This window comes from Yinghuangia soli (genome assembly GCF_021502675.1).
GTDB classification, from domain to species: Bacteria; Actinomycetota; Actinomycetes; order Streptomycetales; family Streptomycetaceae; genus Yinghuangia; species Yinghuangia soli.
On record NZ_JAKFHA010000003.1, the window covers coordinates 256651 to 273927 of the forward strand.

General features: G+C 72.3%; 16 protein-coding genes. 15 read left to right on the forward strand and 1 reads right to left on the reverse strand.

The genetic code is table 11. The annotated features are described in order from the left end of the window. Positions 1–555: 555 nt before the first annotated feature. From LZ495_RS08015 to LZ495_RS08030, 4 genes are read left to right on the forward strand one after another with little or no spacing between them, the layout of a single operon-like run. The gene (locus LZ495_RS08015; RefSeq protein ID WP_235051304.1) at positions 556–2229 is read left to right on the forward strand and encodes an ABC transporter substrate-binding protein; all 1674 of its coding nucleotides are present in this window, start codon (positions 556–558) and stop codon (positions 2227–2229) included. Next, a complete protein-coding gene (locus tag LZ495_RS08020; RefSeq protein ID WP_235051305.1) occupies positions 2226–3278 on the forward strand; it encodes an ABC transporter permease in 1053 nt (350 codons plus the stop codon). Before LZ495_RS08015 ends, LZ495_RS08020 begins: the two co-directional genes overlap by 4 nt. Before the next feature lie 4 nt (positions 3279–3282). Beyond that, a complete protein-coding gene (locus LZ495_RS08025; RefSeq protein WP_235051306.1) occupies positions 3283–4131 on the forward strand; it encodes an ABC transporter permease in 849 nt (282 codons plus the stop codon). After that, positions 4128–5894, forward strand: coding sequence for a dipeptide ABC transporter ATP-binding protein (locus LZ495_RS08030; RefSeq protein ID WP_235051307.1), 1767 nt, complete (start codon positions 4128–4130; stop codon positions 5892–5894). The genes LZ495_RS08025 and LZ495_RS08030 overlap by 4 nt, the downstream gene beginning before the upstream one ends. Here LZ495_RS08030 and LZ495_RS08035 read toward each other — a convergent pair. Then, positions 5881–6615 carry a TetR/AcrR family transcriptional regulator gene (locus tag LZ495_RS08035; protein WP_235051308.1) on the reverse strand — a complete coding sequence of 245 codons (735 nt, stop codon included), beginning with the start codon at positions 6613–6615 and terminating at the stop codon, positions 5881–5883. The genes LZ495_RS08030 and LZ495_RS08035 overlap by 14 nt on opposite strands. An 81-nt stretch (positions 6616–6696) precedes the next feature. Between LZ495_RS08035 and LZ495_RS08040 the strand changes: the two genes are divergently transcribed. The 11 genes from LZ495_RS08040 (at position 6697) to LZ495_RS08085 (ending at position 17241) form a co-directional block, all read left to right on the forward strand. Further along, positions 6697–8175: a DHA2 family efflux MFS transporter permease subunit gene (locus LZ495_RS08040; protein ID WP_235051309.1), complete on the forward strand. Its 1479-nt coding sequence runs from the start codon at positions 6697–6699 to the stop codon at positions 8173–8175. 351 nt (positions 8176–8526) lie between these two features. Further along, complete coding sequence (locus tag LZ495_RS45240) at positions 8527–8601, forward strand: putative leader peptide (protein ID WP_372498545.1); 75 nt, start codon at positions 8527–8529, stop codon at positions 8599–8601. 198 nt (positions 8602–8799) lie between these two features. Then, positions 8800–9828 (forward strand): NrtA/SsuA/CpmA family ABC transporter substrate-binding protein, encoded by a 1029-nt coding sequence (locus LZ495_RS08045; protein ID WP_235051310.1) that lies wholly within the window; start codon positions 8800–8802, stop codon positions 9826–9828. Further along, the gene (locus LZ495_RS08050; RefSeq protein WP_235051311.1) at positions 9825–10712 is read left to right on the forward strand and encodes an ABC transporter permease; all 888 of its coding nucleotides are present in this window, start codon (positions 9825–9827) and stop codon (positions 10710–10712) included. Before LZ495_RS08045 ends, LZ495_RS08050 begins: the two co-directional genes overlap by 4 nt. Next, positions 10685–11506, forward strand: coding sequence for an ABC transporter ATP-binding protein (locus LZ495_RS08055; protein ID WP_235051312.1), 822 nt, complete (start codon positions 10685–10687; stop codon positions 11504–11506). Before LZ495_RS08050 ends, LZ495_RS08055 begins: the two co-directional genes overlap by 28 nt. Next, entirely contained in the window at positions 11503–12570 is a 1068-nt protein-coding gene (locus LZ495_RS08060; RefSeq protein WP_235051313.1) for an ABC transporter substrate-binding protein, read from the forward strand. The genes LZ495_RS08055 and LZ495_RS08060 overlap by 4 nt, the downstream gene beginning before the upstream one ends. Further along, positions 12567–13595: an LLM class flavin-dependent oxidoreductase gene (locus LZ495_RS08065; RefSeq protein WP_235051314.1), complete on the forward strand. Its 1029-nt coding sequence runs from the start codon at positions 12567–12569 to the stop codon at positions 13593–13595. The genes LZ495_RS08060 and LZ495_RS08065 overlap by 4 nt, the downstream gene beginning before the upstream one ends. Next, complete coding sequence (locus LZ495_RS08070; protein WP_235051315.1) at positions 13592–14770, forward strand: LLM class flavin-dependent oxidoreductase; 1179 nt, start codon at positions 13592–13594, stop codon at positions 14768–14770. Before LZ495_RS08065 ends, LZ495_RS08070 begins: the two co-directional genes overlap by 4 nt. Before the next feature lie 44 nt (positions 14771–14814). After that, positions 14815–15579, forward strand: a complete 765-nt coding sequence (locus LZ495_RS08075; protein ID WP_235051316.1) for a class II aldolase/adducin family protein — start codon at positions 14815–14817, stop codon at positions 15577–15579. A 436-nt stretch (positions 15580–16015) separates the two neighbouring features. Then, positions 16016–16399, forward strand: a complete 384-nt coding sequence (locus tag LZ495_RS08080) for an HGxxPAAW family protein (protein ID WP_235051317.1) — start codon at positions 16016–16018, stop codon at positions 16397–16399. Positions 16400–16917: 518 nt separating this feature from the next. Further along, positions 16918–17241 carry an STAS domain-containing protein gene (locus tag LZ495_RS08085; RefSeq protein ID WP_308267743.1) on the forward strand — a complete coding sequence of 108 codons (324 nt, stop codon included), beginning with the start codon at positions 16918–16920 and terminating at the stop codon, positions 17239–17241. Positions 17242–17277: the final 36 nt, after the last annotated feature.

Here is a 17277-nt window from a genome sequence, read left to right on the forward strand (position 1 = left end):
TCTTGGGTCCGGACATTCCTGAGCGCCTGGCCCGCCCACGACCCCCGACGGATATTCCCGGGGTCGTTTCGGAATGCGGATCCGCGGATTTTCCGGGTCTTTTACTACCCGGCAATCCGACGGAAACGAAAAAGGGGCGGCCGCTCCGGTGATGTCCCGGTCAGCGACACAGCCCGCTGGACTTGCGGGCGAGGTCCACGTCCAGCCGAGCCACCAGAGCAAGGCGCGGGGCGCCTCCGCCCGGGGTCTCCGACATGGCTCGCTCCGACGAAATCGGGGGTCCGGAAGCGGACCCGCTGCGTGTTTCACTCCACCCAAAGGATGTGCAGCAGTCTAAAAAGCCGCGGCTGCGCACGTCAAATGCCCTACCCGGGAAGGACATTCGAGGCGGTGCCGGACCCTGGGGCCGGTAGGGGTGGCTTAGGGGTGTCCCGGAAATTCCGCGCGCGGCTAGTTTTCGATCCGCCGGAAGACTCCGAGCGCCGGGCGATGCCGCGGCGCCGGGCGGCGCTCCGCCGCTCCGGCACACCCCTGCGAACGACTTGGACATGTGTGATGCCCGCTTTCCGCGACCGCCCTGGCAGATCCCTCGGCGCGGCCCTGATGGCCGCCGCGTTCCTCACGGTGTCCTGTGCCGCCGACGACAAGGGCGGCAGTGCGGCAGGGTCGGGCCCGACGGGCGCGCCGACCCGGGGCGGGTCGGCCACGATCGCGGTCAATGCGGAGCCGTCGTGCTTCGACATCCACGTCAGCCCGCAGGACATCACCGCGTCCATCGAGCGGAACGTCTTCGACTCGCTGGTCTCCCAGGACGCGCAGGGCGGCTTCCACCCCTGGCTGGCCGCCTCGTGGGAGGTGGCACCGGACCTGACGAGCTACACCTTCAAGCTGCGCACGGACGTGACGTTCACCGACGGCGCGCCGTTCGACGCGGCGGCGGTGAAGGCGAACTTCGAGCACATCGCGGCCAAGACCACCAAGTCCCAGTACGCGGCGAGCCTTCTGGGCGGCGGCGCGTACGCGGGCACCGACGTGCTCGACCCGTCGACCGTGCGCGTGCGCTTCAACAAGCCGTTCGCGCCGTTCCTCCAGGCGGCGAGCACCGCCTACCTCGGCTTCTACTCGCCGCGCACGCTCACCGACAGCGCCGACAAGCTGTGCGCCGGCGGTACCCACCTGGTGGGCACCGGGCCGTTCAAGGTCGCCGGCTACACCAAGGGCCAGAGCCTGGTCCTGGAGAACAACCCCGCCTACCGGTGGGCGCCGGCCACGGCCAAGCACCAGGGCGCCGCCTACCTCGACAAGCTCACGTACCGGTTCCTGCAGGAAGACGCGGTCCGGGTGGGAGCGCTGACCTCCGGGCAGGTGGACGCCGCGGCCGCGATCCCGCCCGTGAACGCCAAGTCCGTGGAGGGATCTTCGGGCACCCGCATCCTGCGCCGCGACTTCGCCGGCGCGGTCTACAGCCTCTTCCTCAACACCACGCGCGCGCCGTTCGACGACGAGCGGGTGCGCAAGGCGGTGCAGCGCGGCATCGACGTCGGCAAGAACGTCGAGGCGGTGTACTTCGGCCAGTACAAGCGCGCATGGAGCCCGCTCGGCCCTGCGACGCCGGGATTCTCCGCGGCCTTGGACAACACGTGGCCGTACGACCCGGCACTCGCCGGGAAGCTGCTGGACGAGGCCGGTTGGAGCGCCCGCGACGGCGACGGATTCCGCACCAAGGACGGCAAGCGGCTGACGGTGAGCTGGCCGGCCGCCCCGGGCCAGGTCCGCGAACAGCGCGACATCCTCGCCCAGGCGATCCAGGCCGACCTGAAGAAGATCGGCGTCGACGTCCAGCGCCCGGCCCTGGACCTGGGCAGTTTCACCACCAACGCCTACAAGGGCAACTACGACCTCCTCGACATGAGCTGGGCGCGCTTCGAACCCGACCTGCTGCGCCTGTACTTCAGCTCGACGAGCCTGCCGAGCTCGGGCGGGCAGAACGCGGCGTGGCTGAGCAACCCGGAGATCGACCAGTGGACGGCCGCGGGCGCGGCAACGCTCGACAAGGCGACGCGCGCCGACGTGTACGGCAAGACCCAGGCCTGGGTCGTCGACCACGCGGCCGTCGTGCCGCTCTACTCGGCGACGACGCTGCTGGGGGTCGCCAAGCACCTGGCAGGCGTGGAGTTCGACCCGAACGCGTGGCCGCTGTTCTACGACGTGTGGACCACCCGCCCATGACGAGCGAGACGACCGCCGTTCCCCCGGCGGGGTCCACCGCCGCACCGGCCGCAGCTCCCGCTGCCGGTGCGGCGACCGCGGCCGGCGACCAGGCGGGGAGGATTGCCCGCCGGGGCGCGGCACGACTGGCCCGTGCCGTGGCGGCGCGGGTCGCCGCGGTCGCCGTCGTGCTGTTCGGCGCGGCCACGGTCGCGTTCGCGGGCCTGCAGGCGCTGCCGGGCGACCCCGTGGCGACGCTGCTCGGGCCGCAGACCACCGCGTCCCCCGCGGTGCGCGAGCAGATCCGCGACGAGTACGGCTTCGACAGGCCGGTGGTCGTGCAGTACGTGGACTATCTCGACGACCTCGTGCACCTGCGGCTGGGCGAGTCGTACCAGCTGCGCCGCCCGGTATGGGACCTCATCGCCGACCAGTTCGGCCCGACCGCGCAGCTGGCGTTCGCCGCCCTGGGGCTCGCCCTGGTGCTCTCGGTGACTGCCGCAGTGCTGACCGCGGGTCGCCGCGGGGTGCTGCGTTCGGCGGCGCGGGCCTGGGAGTTGGCGGCGGTGTCCGTGCCGGGATTCTGGCTGGGCATCGCGCTGCTCACGGTGTTCTCGTTCCATCTGCGGTGGTTCCCGGTCGCCGGATCGGGCGGCGCCGGGACACTCGTGCTCCCGGCCGTCACGCTGGCCCTGCCGGTGTCCGCGGTACTGGCGCAGGTGCTGCGCGAAAGCATGGAGGCCGCGCTGGACGAGCCGTTCGCGCTGAGCGCGCGGGCCCGCGGGCTCAGCCGGACCGCCGTGCGCATACGGCATGTGCTGCGGCACGCCGCGCTGCCGCTGGCCACCTTGTCGGGCTGGCTGACCGGCACGCTGCTCGGCGGCACGGTGCTGGTGGAGAAGGTGTTCGCCAGGCCGGGAGTGGGCGCACTGACGTTGCAGGCCGTCGAGACCAAGGACATGCCGGTGGTGATGGGTGTCGTGCTGCTGGCGGCGCTGTGCTTCGCGGTGATCTCGCAGCTGGTCGATGTGCTCTACCGGGTGGCCGATCCGCGGCTGAGGAAGGGGTGACGGGATGGCCGTGACGGCACTTCGCGTCCCGGGCCGGTCATGGCGCCTGCCGCGTCCGAGCACCGCCCTGGCCGCCGTCCTGCTTGTCCTGCTGCTGGCTTGCGTGCTGTTCCCCGGTGCTGTGGCGGGCGCGTCGCCGACCGAGACCGATCCGGTGAACGCGCTGCAGGGGCCGAGCGCAGCACACTGGTTCGGCACCGACCAGCTCGGCCGGGACACGTTCGCCCGCGTCGTGCACGGGGCGCGCCCGTCGCTGCTCATAGGTCTCGGCGCGACCGCGATCGCCGTGGCGGCGGGCGCTGTCGTCGGGCTGGCGGCGGCGCTCGGCGGCCGCGTCGTGGACGCCGTCCTGATGCGGACCGCCGACGTGCTGATGTCGCTGCCCGAGCTGCTGCTCGCGTTGTTCATCGTGACGGTGGCGGGCCAGGGGACGGTGAACGTGATGGTCGCCGTCGCGATCGCCGCCGTGCCGGCGTACGCCCGGCTGGTGCGCGCCGAGACCATGGTGGTGCGCGGCTCCGGCTACGTGGAGGCCGCCACGGTCCTCGGCCTGCCGCGCTTCACGGTGGTCCTGCGGCACGTGCTGCCGAATGCGGTCGGCCCGCTGCTGGTGCTCGGCACGGTCGGATTCGGCACCGCGCTCATCAATGCGTCCGGGCTGAGCTTCCTCGGGCTCGGCGCACAACCGCCTTCCCCCGAATGGGGGGCGATGCTCTCCGAGGGCCGCAACTTCCTCGACACGGCATGGTGGATCGCGGTGTTCCCGGGTGCCGCGTTGACCCTCGCCGTGGTCACCGTCAACATCCTGGGCAGCCGTGCCCGGCACCGACTCTCCGGAAGGACGGCGCGATGACGTCGGACAGCCCCGCCGCCGCCCCGGCGCTTCCTGCCGAGGCCGCGGCCGCACGCGGGGCGGGTACTGCCGATGCGGAGCGTGCGGTGCTCGTACGTGTGGAGGACCTGCACGTCACCTTTCCGGGACGACGGGGGTCCGTCGATGCGGTCCGCGGGGTCTCCTTGACCGTCCGCCGCGGCGAATGCCTGGCGATCGTGGGCGAATCCGGTTCGGGCAAGAGCGTCACGGCCAGGTCGCTGGTGGGCCTGGCCGGGGACCGTGCTTCGGTGCGGGCCCGGACGCTGGAGTTCGGCGGCACCGACCTCGCCGGCCTCTCCGAGTCGCGATGGCGCAGGCTGCGCGGCCGGCGGATCGGCCTCGTGCTCCAGGACGCCCTGGTCTCGCTCGACCCGCTGCGCACGGTCGGCGCCGAGGTCGCCGAGCCGCTGCGCGTCCACGGCCTCGTACCGCGCAGCGGCACGCGCGGCCGCGTGCTGGAACTGCTCGGCGACGCCGGCATACCGGATCCGGCACGGCGGGCCCGGCAGCACCCGCATGAACTGTCCGGCGGCCTGCGGCAGCGCGCGTTGATCGCCTCGGCGCTCGCGGGCGGGCCCGAGCTGCTCATCGCCGACGAGCCGACCACTGCGCTCGACGTCACGGTGGAGGCCAGGATCCTGGGCCTGCTGGGCCGGTTGCGGGACGAGGGCACGGGGCTGCTGCTGATCAGCCACGACCTGTCAGTGGTGGCGCGGCTGGCGGACCGGATCGCGGTGATGAAGGACGGCGTGTTCGTCGAGTCCGGCGATGCGGCTCAGGTGTTGGCCGATCCCGGGCATCCGTACACCCGGGCACTCCTGGCGGCGGTCCCGGCGCTGCATGCCAAAGGCACGCGCCTGTCCGGGACTTCCGCGGGATCGGCCAAGGCCTTGCGGGCGTATGCGGCCGCCCGCGGCGACGCGCGCGCGGCGGCCGAGGCGTCCGGGGCGCCGCTGCTGTCGGTGGAGGCCGTCGCGAAGCGCTTCCGGTCGCCGGACGGCGGATGGCACCAGGCGGTCGACGAGGTGTCGTTCACCCTCGCGGAGGGCGAAGCGCTCGGTGTGGTGGGCGAGTCCGGATCGGGCAAGACGACGATGGCGCGCATGGTGCTCGGGTTGACCGAACCGGATGCGGGACGCGTGGTGTTCGGGGGCCGGCCGTGGAGCGGGGTGGGCGAGCGCGAACGGCGTCCGCTGCGCCGGCGGATCCAGGCGGTGCAGCAGGATCCGCTGGGGTCGTTCGATCCGCGCCATCCGGTGCGGCGGATCGTCGGCGAGGCGTTGGGGCGGGGGTCCGACGGCGAGCGGGTGGGCCTGGCCGGCCGCCGGTCCCGGGATGCCCGGGTGGCCGAACTGCTGGACCTGGTGGGGCTTCCGAAGGCGCTGCTGACCCGCCGTCCCCGGGAGCTGTCCGGTGGGCAGCGGCAGCGCGTGGCGATCGCCCGGGCATTGGCGACGGGCCCCGACCTCATCGTGTGCGACGAGCCGGTGTCGGCGCTCGACGTGTCCGTGCAGGCGCAGGTGCTCGACCTGCTCGCCGACGTGCGGGCAGAGCTGGGGGTCGCCCTGCTGTTCATCTCCCACGACCTCGGCGTCATCCGGCACGTGAGCGACCGGGTGGCGGTGATGAAGGACGGCAGGATCGTGGAGACCGGCGACGGGGAGGCGGTGTTCACCGCACCGCGCGCGGCGTACACGCGCGAGCTGCTCGCGGCGATCCCGCAGCCGGTCAGCGCGGTGTGAACGCGCGCAGGAACGTGGTGACCCCGGCGGCGACGGCCCGGTCGAGGGCGTCGGGGTCCACGGGCCGGGTGCCGAGCGCGGTCAGCGTCGGCAGGTCGCCGGCGACCAGGGCGAGGAACTGGCCGGCGGCGGTGACCGGGTCGTCGAGGTCCAGGTGGCCGCTGTGGGCGAGCCGGGCCAGGCGTCCGGCGAGCGCCTCGACGATCTGCACGGTACCGCCGACGCGGATGGTGTCGTACAGGTCGGGGAACCGGGCGGCCTCCGCGTAGACCAAGCGCTGCAAAGCCCACCCCTTGGCACCGGCCTGGCATTCGACGACGCGGTGCGCGATGGCCGTGAGGCGGCCGGGCAGTTCGGCGCCGTCGGCCGGGAAGTCCTCGAGCGCCGAGAGGATCCGCTCGCGCGACTCGCCGGCGGCCTCGGCGATCACCGTCCGGAAGAGGTTCTCCTTGCCGCCGAAGTGGTTGTAGATCGTCGGCTTGGAGACTCCGGCCTCGACCGCGATCGTGTCCAGGCTGGCGAGCGTGTAGCCCTCGCGGGTGAAGGCGTCCTCGGCCGCGGCCAGGATGGCGCGGCGCTTGTCGATCCGCCCGCGGGGCGTGCCTGCCTCCGAACCGGCCTTGCCCGACGTCGACTTCGCGGGCTTCCCGGACTCGTCCGCCGCTGTGCCGCGCGCCGGACGCGCCGCCGCCATGTTCGTCGTATCCGCCGCCCGAGCCATGTTGCGACCCTACCAGACCGACTGATAATTTGAACTTGTGAGTAAAGAACATTGAATCTTCCAGTTAACTCGGAGGCGCTTGTGAACGCCGCACCACCGGAAGAATCGGACACCCGGATCGACGGGCCGCTGCTCCGCCTCATGCTCGTGATGCTGCTCGGGGGCGTCATGGGCATCCTCGACACCACGATCGTCAACGTCGGAATCGACACCCTCGGCGAGCACTTCGACACCTCGCTGGGCACCATCGAGTGGGTGGCCACCGGCTACCTGCTCGCCCTCGCCGCGACCGTTCCGGTGAGCGGCTGGGCGGCCGAGCGGTTCGGCGGCAAGACCGTGTGGCTCTTCGGCCTCACCGTCTTCCTGCTCGGCTCCGCGCTCTCGGCGATCGCCTGGAGCCCCGGCAGCCTCATCGCCTTCCGCATCGTGCAGGGCATCGGCGTCGGGGCACTCGAACCGACGCTCCTCACCATGCTGGCGCGCGCGGCCGGGCCCGCCCGCGCCGGGAAAATGATCGGCATCGTCGGCGCCGTCGTCACCCTCGGCCCCATCCTCGGCCCGGTACTCGGCGGCGTACTGCTCGAACACGCTTCGTGGCGCTGGATGTTCATCATCAATCTGCCCATCGGCGTGATCGCACTCGCGCTCGCCTACAAGCAGATCCCGGCCGACCCGCCGCGAGAAGGCGACCCGCCGCCCCTCGACACCCGCGGCATCGCCCTGCTCTGCCCCGGCTTCGCCGCCGTCGTCTACGGCCTCTCGCAGGCCGCCGGCGACTCCGGATTCGGCTCGCCGCACGTGATCGCCGCCCTCGCGGCCGGCGCCGCACTCCTCACCGGGTACACCCTGCACGCCCTGCGCGCCACGGCGCCCGTCCTCGACGTCCGGCTGTTCCGCTCCCGCGGGTTCGCCGGCGGCATCGGCGCCGTCTTCCTCACCGGCATCCTGCTGTTCTCGCTCCTGTTCCTGCTCCCGCTCTATTACCAACTCGCCCGCGACCGCGGCGTGATGGCGGCCGGGCTGCTACTCGTCCCGCAGGGTGTCGGCGTGTGGATCGGCATGCCGATCGCCGGCCAGCTGTACGACAAGGTCGGTGCCCGCGTGCTCATCCCCTTCGGCGGAGCGCTCGCCGCGCTCGGCATCCTGGGCTTCGCGACCGCGGGCAGCGGGGCGTCGACCTGGCTGCTGGTGGCCTACTCCGTGGTGACCGGCGCGGGCCTCGGCTTCGTCGGAGCCCCCGCGATGTCGGCGGCATTCGCCTCCGTCCCACCGGAGTCGGTGCCGAGCGCGACCGCAGCGGTCTACCTGAGCAACCAGGTCGGCGGCTCCCTCGGCATCGCCATCGCCGCCCTGGTCCTGCAGAACCGCAGCGAATCCCACACCGTGGTCCCGGCGTTCCAAGGCACCTTCGCCTACCTGATCGCGATCGCCGCCCTGGTCGCCTTCGCCGGCCTCGCCATCCGCAAGACGGCGGCCCCGCCCCCGACCCCCGAGAAGCACTCCACCGCCACGGAACCGGCGGATCCGGCGGACGAACCGGTCGCAGCAGCACAGGGCTGAGCCCCGCACCGCCCCGACCTGCCACCGCGCAACGCGGGCTTCCGGCGCCCCGGCCCATCCCGGCCAGGCACCGGAAGCCCGCTGTTTTTTCCGATGAGGTACCCCGCACAAGAGATCGACCACGATCGACCCCACCGATGACCCCGGCAACGTCGGTGGCCACCGCAACCCCCTCGGCCTGGGATCCCTTTCGCGGACAACCTCCGGACAAGTTCAAAGGGACGTGTTCTGCACCGTCCGAAAGTCGGAGTGCTAACCCGGCATTGCCTGATTGTTACCGGATTCCCCGATGGCCATGCGGAGCCTCGGATTCCGTTGTGGCCGTCGATCGAATCTGGGTATGTTCAGCGCGTGCCGAAGACTTTGCTGACCAACCGGACCCACGTGGACCTGTGTCGGGTCGGCAGCGCGCTCTGTCTGCGCTGAGCCTGTCTGCGCGGAGCGCACGGGCGGCTGCCGTCCGTCCGTCCGTCTGCCCGCCGCCCGCTGTCCGAAGCGGGCCGTCCAGCCGCTGAACTCCCCTTCCCTTTGCCCGCCGTGCCCGGCGGGGTCACCCACGCGCGCCCTGACACGGGGCCGCTTTGCCGCGCCCGCGGCCCTTCCGTCCCCCGAGGAGATACCGCCATGCCCACGACCACGCTGCGCCGGTTCCGACGCGCCGGAGCCGCCCTTGCCGCGGCCGCTCTCGCCTTCACCGCGGCTGCCTGCGGCGGGGACTCCGAGGCGGCGGACGGCAAGGGCGGCCGGACCGTCCTGAAGATCATCGACCCGGGGAACGCCGGCGTGCTGGCCTATGCCAAGAAGACCGGCATCCTCGACAAGGAACTGGCCAAGGTCGACGCCCGCGTCGAATGGGGCGGCCACTACGCGTCGTTCACCGCGGCGACCGACGCCATCCGGGCCGGGGCCATCAACGTGCAGAGCGGCGCCATCTCTCCGGCGCTGGGGTACTTGTCGTCCACTCCGGACATCAAGATCTTCTCGTTCTCCGACCCGGTGACCGACCAGCGCGCGGGCGCGGGCGACGGACTGGTCGTCAAGCCGGACAGCCCGATCAAGTCCGTACAGGACTTGGTCGGCAAGAAGGTCGCGGTCAACCGGGCCGGGCACGGCGAGTACCTGTTGCTGCTGGCCCTCGAACAGGCCGGCGTCCCGGTCGACCGGGTCGAACGCGTGTACATGCAGCCCGACCAGGCCGCCGGTGCCTTCGCGGCGGGCAAGGTGGACGCCTGGGTCGCCATCGTGGACGCCTTCCCCGAGGCGGTCGCGCAGGGCGCACGCGTCGTCTTCCGCGGCCGGGACCTGCCGTCCGACGATCTCGGCATCACCGTCGCGTCGAACAAGCTCCTCGCCGAGAACCCCAAGGCCGTGCAGACCTATCTGAAGGTCGTCCAGGACCTCGTTGCCGAACAGCGGGCCAACCCCGAGAAGTTCCAGAACATCTTCGAGGACAAGGGCCCGCGCGCGGCGTCCGGTGAGCGGCTGAAGAACAACGTCGAGACCGCCCGCTACACCAACCCGCCGCGGCTCCCCAAGGCCGAGGACACCGCGAGCATCGAGAAGGTCGCCGCACTGTTCAAGAAGTACGGCGTGCTCCCCAACCCGGTGGATCCGGCCGCGGTGGTCTTCGACTGGACGAAGGTTCCGTCGTGAGCGCGGTCGCCCCCGAGAAGGCCGTCGCGGCCCACGAACTCGAAGCTGCAGTAAGGGGTCCGGCCGATCAGGAGACGCATGGCCTGGTCACGCCCCAGTTCCTCGGATCCCGGCCGCGGAGCCGTGCCCTGTCGCTCGCGCTGCGCGCTGTCGTCCCGGCCGGGTTGCTGCTGCTGTGGTGGTGGCTGTCCGCATCGGGCCGCGTGGACCAAGCGGTGCTGGCCTCCCCCGGCTCCGTGCTCACCGCATTCCGCGAGCTGTGGGAGACCGGCCAACTCGCCGACTACACCGCGGCGTCCGCCAAGCGCGCCGGCCTGGGCGTGTTGTTCGGCGCCGGGGCCGGACTCGCCCTGGGGCTGCTGAGCGGGTTCTCCCGGCTCGGCGAGGAACTCATCGACACCACCATGCAGATGAAGCGCGTCGTGCCGTTCCTTGCGCTCGTTCCGTTGTTCATCTCGTGGTTCGGCGTCGACGAGACCTTCAAGGTCGTGCTGATCGCGGTGTCCGCGTCCGCGCCCATGTACGCGTACACCTACCTGGGTGTGCGCGGCGTGGACCGCAAAGTCGTGGAAGCCGCACGGGGGTTCGGTCTCACCGGGCCGCGGCTCGCGCTCACCGTCGTGCTCCCCGGTGCGCTTCCGAACATCCTCATGGGGCTGCGGATCTCCCTCGGCATCAGCCTCACCGCGCTCATCGCCGCCGAGCAGGTCAGCACCACCGAGGGCATCGGGTACCTCGTCTCGTTGGCCCAGCAGTACTACCGGCCCGACTACATGGTGCTGTGCATCGTCTTGTACGCGCTGCTCGGCCTGGCCGTCGACTCCCTGATCCGCCTGGTGGAAAGGAAGGCCATGCCGTGGCGCAAGCACCTGACGCTCCGTTGACGGCGTCCGCCGCGTCCACGCCGGGGCGCCTCGCCGTGCGGCTGCGCGGCATCGGGAAGGCCTACCGCGTCAAGGACGGCGAGAAGCGGGTGCTCGACGGTGTCGATCTCGACATCCGGCCCGGCGAGTTCGTCGCGCTCCTCGGTCCCAGCGGCACCGGCAAGACCACTCTGCTGCGGCTGCTCGCCGGTTTGGAGAGCGCGGACACAGGCACGGTCCTCGTGCCCTCGCGCCGCACCATCGTCTACCAGGAGCCGCGCCTGGTGCCGACGATGCGCGTGCTGCCCAACGTCACCCTCGGGCAGCGCCGCGGCGCCGCCACCCGCGAGGCCGGGCGTACCGCGCTCGCCGAGGTAGGCCTCGCCGAGCATGAGCGGAGCTGGCCGGCCACGCTCTCCGGCGGCGAGGCCCAGCGCACCGCGCTCGCCCGAGCGCTCGTCCGCCAGCCCGAACTCCTGCTTCTCGACGAGCCGTTCGCGGCACTCGACGCGCTGACGCGGCTGCACATGCAGGACCTGGTGGGCGACCTGTACGCGCGGCACCGGCCCGCGGTGCTGCTCGTCACCCATGACGTCGACGAAGCCGTCCGGCTCGCCGACCGGGTGGCGGTGCTCCGCGACGGCGTGTTCGCCGTCGACGTCCGCGTCGACCTGCCGCGGCCGCGCCGTACCGACGCTCCCGCGTTCATCGCGCTGCGCCGCGCGCTGCTGGCCGAGCTCGGCGTGCACGCCGACGAGCCGGCCGCTCCTCCTGCCGCCCCTGCTCCGTCCCGACCTGCCGAGGAGGCTTCATGACTCCCCCTGCCGCACCCGACACGATCTGGTACACCCGCTGCCCGGTTCCCACCGCCAGCGGCCTCGCCCTGCACCGCGGCACGCTTGCCGCCGAGTTCGCCCGGCACGGACTCGGGTTCGGGGTCCTCCAGGACGGCCCGCCGGAGCTCGCCCGGCACCACTTCGACCACGGACTCGTCGGCCTGTTCCGCGAAGGCGGCAACGTCCCCGCGCTCGCCGCCCGCTCCGAAGGCGCCCGGACCCGCCTGATCGGACTCACCTGGATCGACGAATGGCAGTCGATCCTGGTCCACCCCGACTCCGGCATCACCAGTGCCGCCGATCTCGCGGGCGCCCGCATCGCCCTCCCCGCCTGGGCGGACTCGCGCGCCGGGAGCTTCCCGCGTGCCATGGCCCTGCATGGCTTCGCGGGGGCGCTGGCCACCGCCGGACTCGGCCTCGCCGACGTACGGTTCGTCGAGGTCGCCGGCGGCGGCCAGAGCGGCCCCGCGGAGCGGCGGTGGCCCGCCCGTACCGGCATCGACGCCGCCTGGCCCGGCCTCGACGCGCTCGCCGCGGGCGAGGTCGACGCCGTCTACGTGAAGGGCGCCCGGTCCGCCGAGGACGCTGCCCGCATCGGTGCGGTCGTCGCCGTCGACCTCGACGCGGGCGCCGACCGCCGCTTCCGGGTCAACAACGGCACGCCGCGCCCGATCACCGTGCACGAGGACCTGCTCACCGAACACGAGGACCTCGTCGTACGGTTCCTGGTGCAGACGCTGCGCGCCGCGGACTGGGCGGCCGGGAATCCGGACGAAGTCCGCGCGATCCTGGCCGCCGAGACCCGCTCCGGCAGCGCCGGAGTCGACCGTGCCTATCGCGAGGGGTTCCACACCGCGCTGCATCCGGACCTTTCCGACGAGCGCCGCGAACTCCTGGGCATCCAGAAGGACTTCCTGCTCGTCCACGGATTCCTCGCGGCCGACATCGATCTCGGCGCCTGGACGGCGGACGAACCGCTCGCCCGCGCGCAGGAGATCGTCGCCGCGGAGCAGGCCGAGGACAGCGCGGGGGTGCCGGCGTGAGCCGACTGCCTGCCGCCTTCCACTGGACCGTGCCGGTGCGCGGCGACGGCCGCGAGGCGGACCCGGGGCGCCGGCCGCGCGGCGGCTGGAATCCCGGCGCGCGACGCGAATTCCGGCCGGTGTTCACCGACCCGCGCCCGGGGAACGTCGGTCCGTTCGACCACCTTTCCGCGATCGGCAGGGCCGCCGACGTCGCCGGGTTCGACGGCGTCACTGTGCCGTTCGACCCGGATGGCGAGGACTCGTGGATCACCGCGGGCACACTGCTGCGCGAAACCCTGTGGCTGCGCGTCGGGGTCGAGTTCCCTCCGGCGTTCGCCACTCCGGTCTACGCCGCCAAGCTGTCGGTGTCGCTTCAGCGCTTCACCGGCGCGCGCCTCGACTGGCACCTCGCCGTGGACATCGACCCGGCCCGCCGGCGCGCCCTCGGCGACCATGTCGACGGCGACGACCGCTACGCCCGCGCCGACGAGTTCCTCACCGTGGCCCGCGGCGTCTGGCACGAGAAGGAGTTCACCTACGAAGGACGCTTCCACCACGTGCTGGAGGGCGGGTTCTTCGGCCCGCTGTCCGGCGTCCCGTTCCCGCGCGTCCACCTGACGGGCACCGGCGACGCCGCCCTCGCACTGTCCGCCCGGCATGCCGACGTGCACGTCTTCGGGCTGGACGACGACCTGGCCGAGCACACCGACCGCCTGCGCCAGGCCGGCCGCGAGCGCGGCACCGACATCGCCCTCGGCCTGCGCGTACCCGTCCTGGCCCGCGCCGACGCCGCCGAGGCGGCCGACGACCTGGCGCGCCACCAAGCCGAAGCAGGCCGCGCGGCCGGCCCCGGGGCCGAACCGACCGGGCTCGTCGGCTCCTACGACGACATCGCCGCGCGCCTCGCCGAGTACCGCGACGCGTACGGCATCACGCAGTTCTTCCTCGCCGCTCACCCCGCCGTCGAAGAGGCATACCGCATCGGCGAACACCTCCTGCCGCGCCTGCACGCGGCCCGCACACCCGCGGAGGCGTCCCTGTGACCATCGACATCTACTGGCGCATCGGCATGGGCGGCGACAAGGAGTCGCTGCGGCATCCCGACAAGACCCGCGGCGACTGGGACCGGGTACGGCCCGGCAGCATCGCGCCGGGCCTGCGCCGCGGCTCACCGGACGGGTTCACCTACCTCGACCACATGGCCGACGTGGCCCGTGCCGCCGAGCAGGCGGGCTTCTACGGCGGCCTGCTGCCGTCCTTCCCGATGACCGACGACCCGTGGGCCGCAGCTGCGGCGCTGGCGCGCGAGACCCGCACCTGGCGGTTCATGATCGCGTTCCAGCCCGGTTTCCTGAATCCCGTGCACGCCGCCCGGATGTCGGCCTCGCTGCAACGCGCCACCGGCGGCCGCACCGTCTTCAACGTCATCACCGGCGGCGGTGGGCCCGCGCAATTGTGGTGGGGCGACAAGGTCGCGCACGACGACCGCTACGCCCGCACGTCCGAATTCCTCGACGTGCTGCGCGGCGTATGGAACGGCGGCCCGTTCGACTTCGACGGACGCTTCTACCGCGTCGAAGGCGGCGGCCTGCCTGCCGCGCTCGCCGCCGAGCCCTTCCCCGAGATCTACTTCTCCGGCTCGTCCCCCGCCGCCATCGACGCCGCCGGACGGCATGCCGACTACTACCTGTCCTGGCTGGAGCCCTTCGACCAGCTCAAGCAGAAGTTCGATGCGGTACGCGAGCACAGCGCCCGCACCGGCACACCCCCGCCCAAGTTCGCGGTACGCGTCGACGTCCTCGCCCGCGAGACCGAGGAAGCCGCCTGGCGCGAGATCCGCCGCGGCTGGGACCACGTCGACCCCGCCGCCGCGGACGGATTCCTCCGCCGCCAAGGCGACTCGGTCGGCGCCCAGCGCACCGGCGACTTCCTCTCCGGCGCCACCCTCCACGACCCGGCGGGACTCACCGTCTCCCCCGGCGTGTGGGGCGGTTTCAGCCTGCTGCGCCCGGGGCCGGCATTCGGCCTGGTCGGCAGCTACCAGCATGTCGCCGAACGGCTCGACGAACTGATCGGCCTGGGCGTCGACGCGTTCATCCTCGCAGCCACCCCGCACCTCGAAGAGGCGTACCGGGTCGGCGAAGAAGTCCTGCCGCTGCTGCGCGGCCCGCACGAACTCACCGCACCGGAAAGCCCGGCGGAACTGTCCGCGGTCTGACCGCCGGCAGCCGACCACTCGTCCCGTACCAGAAAGGCACCGACATGACCACCAGCCTGGACACCGCCCCCACCTCCGACGCTCCCGCCCCCATCGCCGGAGAACTCTCGGCCGACGTCCTGGAATTCGTCGCCACCGCGAAGGAACAGGCCGAACACGCCTTCCGTGTGCTCCGCCAGATCGGCAGCATCACCGCCAACGGCACCGTGAGCGGCGTCGAACGCGTGCCCGGCCACGACCTCTACCTGACACTCACGTACCCGGGCCCGTTCGCGGTCGACCAGACCGTCACCCCGTCCGTCGTCGGCCTCGACGGCACCGTCCACCTCGGGGACGCCAATGCCGCACGCGGCTTCGGCTTCCACCGGGTGCTGTCCGCCCACCCGGACATCACCACCGTCATCCACGTGCACTCCCCGTACCTGGGAGCCTGGTCGCAGACCCACCGGCCGCTGCCCATCCGGTACGTTCCCGTGCAGCGCGACACCCTCGCGCGCGAGATCCCCGTCTACATCGACCGGCGCGGCTCGCAGGTCGACTTCATCCTCGACCGCCTCGCCGAGGAGATCCCCCCGCCCGCGATCCTCGAGGCCAACGGCGGCGCCACCGTCTGGGGCAGCGGCGGCTTCCTGGCCACTGTCGAGTACATCGTCCTGCTCGAAGAGGGCGCCCAGCTCCAACTGCTCGCGGAATCCCTGGGCGGCTCGCAAGAGTACGGCCCCGGCGTGCTGCGCGAGCAGTGGACGCGGTTCAACGGCGGCGCCCTCGGCAAGCGCGCCGAAGCACTGGGCCTGCTGCCGACCGAGTAGCCAAATCGCCTGTGCCCGGACGCCGGCCGCCCGGGCACAGGCCACCCGGCAGCGGGAGCCTCCGCGAGCGTCGCCGCCGGCACGCATGCCGCGGAGCCGGCCCCGACCATCACCACGTCGACCGAAGCAGCCGTACCGCGCGCCCCTCCTTCGCCGTCACCGGCATCCCTGCGCACGCCATCCACGTCCTCCAGGTCTGCGGCGTCCACGACCTCCTCGCCGGTACCGGGTCCGCCGCGCGGCGGCGGGGGCGGGCCGGGTCCGACGGGATGCACCCCGGCCGCGCGGTGACCTCACGGTGATCCACTCGGGCATGCGGGGCCGGCCCGCGCGCCGGTCTTCCCCCGCCGGGCATCGAAGCGGAGCGTGCGGGTAGCTGCGGTCACGAAGCGGCCAGGGTCCGCCCGGCCGGACAGTCGGCCACGGAGAGGCACGCATGAGCTACGACGCGCGTGACAACACTTGGGAAGCGGCTCACGACAAGACCGTCCAGCGAGGCCGGGACAAGGTGGGACGCGGCGACGTCCGCACCGGCAACGCCGGCCACACCCCGGCCGCATGGATCGGCGTGGCGGTCATCCTCACCGGCTGCGTCGTTGCCGCAGTGGCGCTGCCGATGGCCCAGGCCTGGCTGTTCTGGTTGGGCGTCGGCATCGCCGCGCTCGGCGCGGTCCTGGGAAAAATCCTCTCCCTGATGGGACTCGGCATACCGCCCGGCTACCACCAGGAAGGCGACGTGGAACTGCGCGACCAGATGCTCGGCGAGGACGGCAGCGGGCAGTGGAGCGGCCACCAGAGCAGCCCACGAGCCCGGACGTGATCCCGGAGCGCATCCGGGCAGCAGATCTCAGCCGGCCTGCAGCGGCAGCCAGGAGTGGGCCACAGCCCCCAACCCGCCTCCCACCGCAGCGAATTCCCGCGGCCCGGCCGGCCTCCCGCGCGTCCGCTGTCGATACGGGGCAGGCGTCGATAGGGCGCCGATTGCCATGGCGTAGCCGTTCGGGCCGTCGACGACGACATCGGCACCCCCCAGGGCTCCGAAACCGAGCGTTCCTGAGCGGCATTCGGTCGTGACACCGATGCTACTCTGAACATATGCACATTAATACGTGCATAAATCTTCCCTATTTGGAATCGACCCGCGGGTCAGGGATATCCAGGGTGGGAAGGCGAGGGGGCCGCAGAGCCCCGACCGTCTGAGGGTGCGTCCCAGTGGCCAGGAAATCGACCAGGAAGTCGAGTACCCGGCCCCGTTCTGCGCCCGATGCCACCTCGGGGCGCACCGCGAACCGTCGGCACCCGGGGCAGGCGCCCGTTCCTGTCGACCTGGACATCGACGTGCGCAACGACGGCGGCCGTCCGTGTGTCCGCGTGGCGGGTGAGATCGACCAGGACAGCGTCCCTGCGCTGCGCGACGTTCTGGAGGCAGTACTGGACACCGGCTGCCTCGGCCTGCACGTGGACCTGACCGCGGTGCGGTTCATCGACAGCTCGGGCCTGCACGTGCTGCTCGCGAGCCGAGACCGGCTGCACGAGCGCGGGGGCGTGCTGACCGTGGCCCCCAGCCCGCAGACGGTGAGCCTGCTGGAGGTCACCCAGACCCGCGGCCTGTTCCCGCCCGCCCCGTCGCCCTCCTCTGACCAGCCGAACGAGGCGTCGTGACGCCCCATCCGGCCCCGGCCCCACCGCAGCGGCCGT